At 58.4% G+C, this 8,068-nt stretch carries 10 protein-coding genes; 7 read left to right on the forward strand and 3 right to left on the reverse strand.

The window, feature by feature from the left end; genetic code table 11:
* Nucleotides 1-49: 49 nt before the first annotated feature.
* From GOB81_RS12780 to GOB81_RS12810, 7 genes are all read left to right on the forward strand, one after another.
* Nucleotides 50-346, forward strand: coding sequence for a helix-turn-helix transcriptional regulator (locus GOB81_RS12780; protein ID WP_012553482.1), 297 nt, complete (start codon nucleotides 50-52; stop codon nucleotides 344-346).
* Entirely contained in the window at nucleotides 343-1,416 is a 1,074-nt protein-coding gene (locus GOB81_RS12785; protein WP_173570806.1) for a replication initiator protein A, read from the forward strand. The genes GOB81_RS12780 and GOB81_RS12785 overlap by 4 nt, the downstream gene beginning before the upstream one ends.
* Nucleotides 1,413-1,901 (forward strand): DUF2840 domain-containing protein, encoded by a 489-nt coding sequence (locus GOB81_RS12790; protein ID WP_173570807.1) that lies wholly within the window; start codon nucleotides 1,413-1,415, stop codon nucleotides 1,899-1,901. The genes GOB81_RS12785 and GOB81_RS12790 overlap by 4 nt, the downstream gene beginning before the upstream one ends.
* Nucleotides 1,898-2,527, forward strand: a complete 630-nt coding sequence (locus tag GOB81_RS12795) for a S26 family signal peptidase (protein WP_173570808.1) — start codon at nucleotides 1,898-1,900, stop codon at nucleotides 2,525-2,527. The genes GOB81_RS12790 and GOB81_RS12795 overlap by 4 nt, the downstream gene beginning before the upstream one ends.
* Nucleotides 2,528-2,574: 47 nt before the next feature.
* Nucleotides 2,575-2,916, forward strand: a complete 342-nt coding sequence (locus GOB81_RS12800; RefSeq protein ID WP_173570809.1) for a DUF736 domain-containing protein — start codon at nucleotides 2,575-2,577, stop codon at nucleotides 2,914-2,916.
* Entirely contained in the window at nucleotides 2,913-3,584 is a 672-nt protein-coding gene (locus tag GOB81_RS12805) for a lytic transglycosylase domain-containing protein (RefSeq protein WP_173570810.1), read from the forward strand. Before GOB81_RS12800 ends, GOB81_RS12805 begins: the two co-directional genes overlap by 4 nt.
* 193 nt (nucleotides 3,585-3,777) lie before the next feature.
* Nucleotides 3,778-5,517, forward strand: a complete 1,740-nt coding sequence (locus GOB81_RS12810) for a relaxase/mobilization nuclease domain-containing protein (RefSeq protein ID WP_173570811.1) — start codon at nucleotides 3,778-3,780, stop codon at nucleotides 5,515-5,517.
* A gap of 104 nt (nucleotides 5,518-5,621) precedes the next feature.
* Here the strand turns inward: GOB81_RS12810 and GOB81_RS12815 are convergent, their stop codons facing one another.
* The 3 genes from GOB81_RS12815 to GOB81_RS12825 form a co-directional block, all read right to left on the reverse strand.
* Nucleotides 5,622-6,986: a restriction endonuclease gene (locus tag GOB81_RS12815; RefSeq protein WP_173570812.1), complete on the reverse strand. Its 1,365-nt coding sequence runs from the start codon at nucleotides 6,984-6,986 to the stop codon at nucleotides 5,622-5,624.
* A gap of 173 nt (nucleotides 6,987-7,159) precedes the next feature.
* The gene (locus GOB81_RS12820) at nucleotides 7,160-7,471 is read right to left on the reverse strand and encodes a CcdB family protein (RefSeq protein WP_173570813.1); all 312 of its coding nucleotides are present in this window, start codon (nucleotides 7,469-7,471) and stop codon (nucleotides 7,160-7,162) included.
* A gap of 4 nt (nucleotides 7,472-7,475) precedes the next feature.
* A complete protein-coding gene (locus GOB81_RS12825) occupies nucleotides 7,476-7,745 on the reverse strand; it encodes a type II toxin-antitoxin system CcdA family antitoxin (protein WP_173570814.1) in 270 nt (89 codons plus the stop codon).
* Between the last annotated feature and the right edge of the window lie 323 nt (nucleotides 7,746-8,068).

Below are 8,068 nucleotides of genomic sequence, written 5' to 3' on the forward strand. Positions count from 1 at the left end.
TGAGCCGCGACATCCCGCCAGCGGCCCGATCCACCGGGAGAAAGACCCCATGCGTGTCCAGCCGACACTGCCACCGCGCTATCTGCGCACTCCGGACGCGGCCAATTTCGTTGGCCTGTCCATTCGCACCCTCGAAAAGCACCGGAGTTGCGGTACCGGTCCGCTCTACCGCCAGCTTGGTGGCCGGATCGTCTATGCCGTGGAAGACCTCTGCGCCTGGGCCGACCTGAACGTCCGGCTGTCCACCGGGGATGGTGGCGGCATCCCGATGCCGTCCGATCCCCGCGCCTATATCATCCGCTTGCAGGCGAAGGCCCGCAAGGCGCAGCGGAGTGCCGGACGATGATGCCGGCCGCCGATAGCTGGCGTCAGCCCGACCGCCGCTTCATGGTCACGGGGTCGGCACGGCCCCGCGACATTCGCGATCTGATGGGACGCCCGTTCTTCGCACTGGGGCACATGGCGCGCCTTGAGCCTCTTCGCTATCGCTCGCATCAGATGGAGATCGTTGTCGAAGCCTCGGCTCCTCTGGGCATGGCGACGATCCGGGACGCCGATATCCTGCTCTGGCTGACCGGGCAGATTGTCGATGCCCTCAACCACGATTTGTGGGTGTCGCGTCATGTGCGCTTCACGCCTTGGCGGCTGTTCCAGGATCTGGGATGGGCTGACGGCGCCCATCAGTATCGCCGGCTTTATGGCGCCCTCGCGCGTCTGGCGGAAACGCGCGTCACCACTAGCCTGCGGCAGGGGCCGGAGTGGCGCGAGAAGCCGTGCGCTTGGATCAGTGACGTCCGGATTTCCCGTGAGGATGGGGTGGCCCTGACCCTGCCGGACTGGTTCATGGAGATGGCCTGTGATCGCTCCCATGTCCTGAGCGTCGATCCCGCCTATTTCCGCCTTTATGGCGGCCTGGAGCGGTGGCTTTATCGTCTGGCGCGCCGACATGCCGGTCGGCAGAAAGACGGGTGGCGTTTCGATCTTCGTGATCTTCATGCCCGGTCCGGCACCCTCTCTCCTTGGCGGAATTTCGTGATCGATGTCGCCGGCATTGCCCGCCGCCAGATCGTCCCAGGTTATGACTGCAAGGTCATTTATAGCGGAAAACAGCCAGTCCTGCGTATCTCCCCAACGGTATCATCCACCGGTTCTGTGGATAACCGTGTGAATCCTACCGTTGGTCAGGATGCGGAACATACCATTGGTCACGGTGCGGAAATACCGTTGCTGACGGTGCAGAAAACGTCGCAGTGCGTTGTTTTCAAAAGCGGAATCAGCCCCGTAACTTATATAACTAATATAATAACTTATTATGTAGGGGATTTTGGTTTTTCCGCCCCCCTTCCGGTAGCCCGGTCGGGGTACGCAAAAAAGGCTCGGGAAGCGGTCACTGATCGCCTGGTCGGTGTTCCATGACCGGCTTCCATTTCCGGTCGGACGACGCTGTGCTGACCACGGTCGAACTGACCTGGATCGAGAAGCGCATCGAGCACTGGATCCGGTTTGGGCATCCCGTCGAGGATCGCATTCTCGATCGTCGGCGCAGGCTGATGAGCTTCACGCCGGGCAGCGTGTTCGCGTTCATCCGCTGGGCTGCCAATGATTTCGGGACCGTGGTGTCCTGCATCGACATCGTGCGGGCCGTGGGCGCTCAGGAAGCCTGCCAGACGGTGCCCTTCGTGCGTCCCGGTGGCGAGAGCCTGCTGCGCCAGAGCGGCTGGCCAAAGGTGCGTCGGGTGCTGGAGGCGATCGACGGCGTGGAGGCGCTGGGGATCGATCCTGCCGCCACCTGTCCCGATCACTGGCGGCATCTGCATCACCGGCTCACGGCGGCCCAGGAGCCACGTCCCTACACGTGCGAGCGGCACCAGGCATGGCTGCGTAGGAGGGCCATGTCATGACCCGGCGCGCCTGGTTCTTCACCACGTATTTCGCTGTGCTCGGCGTGGGTGCCTCGCTGGCGTTTCATCCCGCCCCGCGCTGGGTCTGGAACGAGACGGCCAGCGTGCCGATCGGGCTGTATCGCCTCCAGCCCACCGTGCCGGTCCGTGTCGGCGACATTGTCGCGCTCCGCTTGCCCGAGCGCGAGGCGACGCTGCTGGCGACACGCGGCTACCTGTCGTTCGGCGTGCCGTTGCTCAAGCCTGTGGCAGCACTGGTAGGGCAGAGTGTCTGTCGCATCGGCGTCCACCTCACCATCGACGGCAAACCTGTTGGTGACGCGAAGACCGTCGATCATCGGGGCCGCAAGCTGCCGCTCTGGCAGGGCTGCCAACGTCTCGAACCGGGGCAGGTGTTCGTCATGAACGCCGCTGTGCCAACCAGTCTGGACGGGCGGTATTTCGGCGTTCTGTCGATGGATACCGTCATCGGGCGTGCCGTGCCGGTTCACATTCGCACGGGTGAGGCGGAGCAACCGTCTCCGCATTTCGATCCCCTCACGGATCTGCGCGATCCGGTGCGGGAGCGGCCGCTTCTGGGACCGCCAATGATGCCCGCAAAAGAGAGCGAGCCCCCCATCCAATGACGGTCACGTCGTCGTCAAATTCTTATACTTCCGCAAGGATTTTTCTCATGAGCCAGATCGGATTTTTCACGCGCACCGCCGATGGTTTTGCCGGGCGTGTGCGCACCCTGTCACTGGACGCCGAACTGACCTTCGTGCCGGCGGAAACTAATGGCGCCGAGCATGCACCCGATTATCGCGTCCATCTCGGTGATGGAGACGCTGGGCCAGAACTGGGCGCGGGATGGAAACGGACCGGAGAGCGCGCCAGCGAATACGTATCCGTTGTCCTGGACGATCCCACTTTCATGCAGCCTGTCCGCGCTACGCTGTTCCAGGCGGGGCGCGGTGGACGTGAATGGCAACTGGTCTGGAATCGCTCCACAAAACGTCAGGGAGGCCGGGAATGAATACCCGGTTTTTCCTGCCCGGCCGCATGCTGGCCGTGCTCGCGCTGGCACTCTCGCCGGCCATTGTTCGGGCGCAGGATTTCGATGACCTTGTGCGGCAGGCGGCGGAATGGAACGCGATCCCGGCGACGTGGGTGCGGGCGGTCCTTCGGGCTGAAAGTGCTGGCGATCCATATGCGGTCTCCGGCGTCGGCGCGATGGGTCTGATGCAACTCATGCCCAGCACCTGGCGGGATGTCCGGCGCACGCTCAATCTGGGGGCTGATCCCTTCGATCCGCGCGACAACATCGCGGCCGGGGCAGCCTATCTGCGATGGCTGCACGACCGCTATGGCGATGCGGGTTTTCTTGCTGCCTATAACGCTGGCCCCGGTCGGTATGACGAGTATCTGGCGACCGGTCGGCCTCTGCCAGGTAAGACGATTTCCTACGTGGAATTCGTCACACGACTGATGAAAAACCCATCGTCTGACATTCATCTGCCCGTTTCCTTTTTGTCCTTTCCAACTCGCTCCTGGGTGACGGCCGCGCTCTTCGTTTCAGGCCAGCCCGATGCATTTCGGACCACCACTTCACGTCATGTTGCTGCTCCCGAGAGCCTCTTCGCGGGGCATGCCGGGGAGAGGTCCGACATGGTCCCGCTGCGAGGATCGGATCAGGTCCAGTGAAGCGTGAGAACCCCGGAAAGCCAACAGAAAAGGGAGGGCTGGATAAAAGGCCGCACATCGCGGCTCGGTTGGGCTGGTGGTTTTCCGGGGTTTTTGAAATCTTCTCGCGAGGTGCGTGGATTTCCCTCACCTCGCGTCGAGGGGGCATCTCATTGATCCAACGCGATCTTTCGCGCGGTGCGGGACATTTTTCATGAACAGGGACGAGGACTTCCGGGTCCGGCCAGGGCGCATCCGCTCCACCCACGCCCGGCAGGCGCGGCCTTTCGTGACGCAGGTGCTGGCGTCCGTGCAGCGGGCCGGTGGCAGGGTTTCCCGCGCGGGGAAAATCAGTGCCGGGCGTCGTTCCAGTTTCGGGCGCGGCAGGGCAGCCGTCCATGCCGCCAATCGCCTGTTGACCAACCGCTCGCGGGGTGTCGTCATCAAGGCACGCGTCGTGCGGCATGCCCCGCGCGCGACGCCTCTGTCGGCGCATCTTCGCTATCTTCGTCGGGAGGGGGTAACGCGGGACGGGGAGGACGCGCGCCTGTTCGGCAGGGACAGCGACGACATACGGGCCTCGGACTTCTCGGAACGCTGCGATGGCGATCGGCATCATTTCCGTTTCATCGTCTCCCCGGAGGACGCGCCGGAGATGTCGGATCTGCGGGCTTTCGCACGGGATCTGATGGGGCAGATGGAAGCCGATCTCGGCACGAAACTGGGCTGGGTTGCCGTCGATCACTGGAACACAGCACATCCCCATCTGCATGTCATCGTCCGGGGGGTGGCGGAGGATGGGTCCGATCTGGTGATCGCACGCGATTATATCCGCGTGGGAATGCGCGCCCGTGCTCAGAATCTGGTGACGCTGGAACTCGGGCCACGCACCGATCATGATATTCACAAGGCGGTCGAGCGTCAGGTGAACGCCGACCGCTGGACCCAGCTTGACCGGCAGCTTCAGAGAGACGCGGGGCAGGATGGCGTCATCGCTCTCGGGCGCGCGCCGGGAGAAACGCCAGACGCCTTCGCCACCGTGAAGCTTGGTCGCCTGCGCCGTCTGGAAACCATGGGGCTGGCGCATCAGGTCGGACCGGATCGCTGGCGGATGGACGAGAGTGCGGAAGCCACGCTGCGGGAGATCAGCGAGCGCAATGACATTATCAAGCGGATCCACCGAGGTCTGGCGGAGCAGAAGATCGATCGTGCCGCGTCCTCCTGGGTGCTGGCGGGTGAGGACACCACCGATCCTGTCATTGGACGACTGGTCGATCGTGGCCTCGATGACGAACTGCGTGGCACGGCTTATGCCGTCGTCGACGGAATTGATGGGCGCACGCATCATGTCCGTCTGCCGGACCTTGAAGCCGCTGGTGACGGAGCGGTCGGCTCCATCGTCGAACTGCGGCGTTTTACCGACAAACGGGGGCGGGACCGTGTCGCGCTGGCCGTGCGCTCGGACGTCACGCTGGAGCGGCAGGTGACGGCGGAGGGTGCCACCTGGCTCGACCGGCAGGCCATCGCGCGGGAGCCTCTTGCCCTCGCGTCCACCGGGTTCGGCGCCGATGTCAAAGAGGCGATGGAAAAGCGCACGGATCGTCTGATGGAACAGGGGCTGGCCAGCCGCGACGGCGGGAGTATTCGATACGCGCGGAATCTGCTCGCCGCGCTACGCCAGCGTGAATTGGAGATGGTAGGACGGAACCTCACCGGGAAGTCGGGGATACCGTTCCGGCAGAGCGGCGAGGGTGATCCCGTCACTGGCTCCTATCGCCAGCGTTTCAATCTGGCGTCCGGTCGGTTCGCCATGATCGACGACGGGCTGGGCTTTGAATTGGTGCCGTGGTCGCCGTCGCTGGAAAAGCAGCGAGGGCGGGAAGTGTCGGGCATCATGCGCGGTGATGGGGGGATCGACTGGTCTTTTGCGCGGAAACGGGGGCTTGGATTGTGACCGGGAAAAGCAGGTGCACCGAAATTGGCTTTTGAATTATTTTTAGGGAAAACAGAACAATAAGGTAAAGAGAGTATTTTATTGCGAGGCGTATATTTATTGATTCAGCCGCCTTTCACGAGGTTCATTGCGTTTGGTTTCATTACTCCACAGGCGATTAAATCTTCTATATCCTTAGGTCGACCTTGAAACGATTTTTGAGTGGCCTCTAATAGAACGCTATTTATCCGCAAATCTTCTAACTCGGCATCAACTTCGCTCTGACCAATATGAATGGTACGTGCGCTCATTTTTTTGGTGGCTTCAATTATAAGCGGATAGGTATATGGCGGAATCTGGTCGTGACGTTGTTGATCAAAAAGTTCTCCAAATTTTTTTGCTCGATCGGCGAGATCAGAAGGAATTGGTTGGCTGTTATTTTCCCGTGCATGCGCAAGAATGATTGCTTCAGCGGAATCAAGGCGTGGAAGTATAAAATCACGAAGTATAAAGTAGTAATTAAGCTGTATTTTTGCTGTATTTTCTACTGATTCTCGAAGTGATTTTTTAAGCCCGTCATCTAATGATTTTGGATGACACCTGAGTTTCATGTCGCGTATAAATTCATCTTCGAAGAAAACCGTCATTTGGGCAGCAAGTGCACCTTGTCGTATGTCGTCATCCATCACTATTTCCATATTATGTACGTCACCCCATGCTTCCAGAGAAGCCTGTGGCGTAAGATTTGTAATCTCTGCGTGAATAATTTCCATCTGGTCACGCGCTGGTTCTACGCAGTGACGAGTAATAGTTCGGCTGAAAGAAAATGGAGTAGCATCTAGAGACATCAAGCATTGTTCATAGATTTTCTGTAATTTTGATATGGACTTAGTAATATTTCGAAGGTTATCTCCTCTTTCCTGTTTTTGGTTAGCGAATTTATCTTGTTTAATCCAGTCTGAATGAACCGTATGGGTAGCAAAAATAACGGCGATTATTATAGATATTGAAATAATTATCCAGCTACACATGGATGTCTTTTTAATCCAATGAGAATAATATTTTCTTTGTATCGTCGGATATAATGCGATCTTCTGAGAAATTGTTTCCCATCCCCAAATATGAACCACACAAAGCTTGCCACATCGTCTATCAGTGTTGATATGCTGAATATAATTCTGGATGCCAACATCATCGTGTGCCGTAGTCAAAATATAGATTTCATCAAGTTGATGTTCAAATTTTTTGAGCTTTTCAAGCGTGGTATCAATATCTTTGTTTGTAATTTTTTTGCCATATCCATGTAATTTACATTGGACAGCAATTGCTTGCCCCAATTTATCTTTACCGAAGACATCTAGTCCCTTCTGGCGCTGGCCACTCCGTCCCCATTTATGAAACGATCGCCCGTAAATCGCAGTGAAAAGATCAGCGGCTAGACTCTCAAAGTCTTGCCAATTCGAAAGGGGAGGGTATTCGGTTGTTGGCATCTGTGCATTCTTAATCTTGAAAAAATAGTCTCTTCCTATTCTTAGCTAAATTTATATTATATTTTTTCTGAAAACTAAAAACATCATTTGATTTTCTTTCATGTATTCTTGATGGGTATAAATTCGAAATTTTTTATAGCTGCTATGAGGCGGCAGCGAAAACTCCGTGTTCTTCACGCTCTGCTGACCAGTTCGTCCAGCGCCCTGATAATCGTGTCCTGATCGCGTTCGGCCAGAACGCCGACGGCGGCTCCAAGCCGCGCGGCGGGGACGGTCGCCAGGTCGAACGGGTTGGCGAAGACGTTCTCTCCCTCGATTTCGAGGTGCGGCGTCAGCGGATGGTCCGGCGGGGCACTGCCGGACCATCTGACAAGCGGCATGATGACACGGCCCACGCTGCGCTCCAGGCGGGTGCTCTGGATCTGGACGACGAACGGGATGTCCCGGTTCCGGCCGGGGTTCCGGTAGATCGCGAATTGCGGCATCGGATCAGAGCGTCGAGAATTCGTCGCTTAGGAAGCCGTGCCGCGCGTGCAGATCGTTCACCGCGTCGATCACGCCGTCGAGCTTGCGCTGTTCGTCCTCGCGTCGCTGGCGCGCGGATTGCAGGTAGTCGCCCAGCAGGGTCTCGACCGTGGCCGAAAGATTCGGCGTCACTTCCCGGATCTGCGCCAACAGATCGGTGTTGAGCGACAGGTTGACCGGGCGGCGGGGCGCGCTCCGGTCATATGAAACGCCGAGGTTGGTGCGGCTGGGCATAATCCGACTCCTTATGCGCATGTCATACGCATGAGATGAGGATGCCGATGCCAGACTGCAACGCGCAAGTATTTTTTCGCTCCTGCCCGCCAGGGTACGACGGGCACCTGATCATGCTTGCATCATGAGAAAAGCCGGTTCTTCGCTGTTTCCCATGACTAGGGCGTGTAGTCAGTTAGCGCCTGCTGGTCTGGGCCTTGTACTTTTGTCCAATGCATGATGTTTTCTCCCTGTTTTCAGGGGGGATATATGGATGCGCCGGTATGCTCTGAGTGACAGTCAGTGGGAGCAGATCAGGGATCTTCTTCCGGGCCGGGAAGGCC

The organism is Acetobacter conturbans, from assembly GCF_011516755.1.
Classification (GTDB): Bacteria; Pseudomonadota; Alphaproteobacteria; order Acetobacterales; family Acetobacteraceae; genus Acetobacter; species Acetobacter conturbans.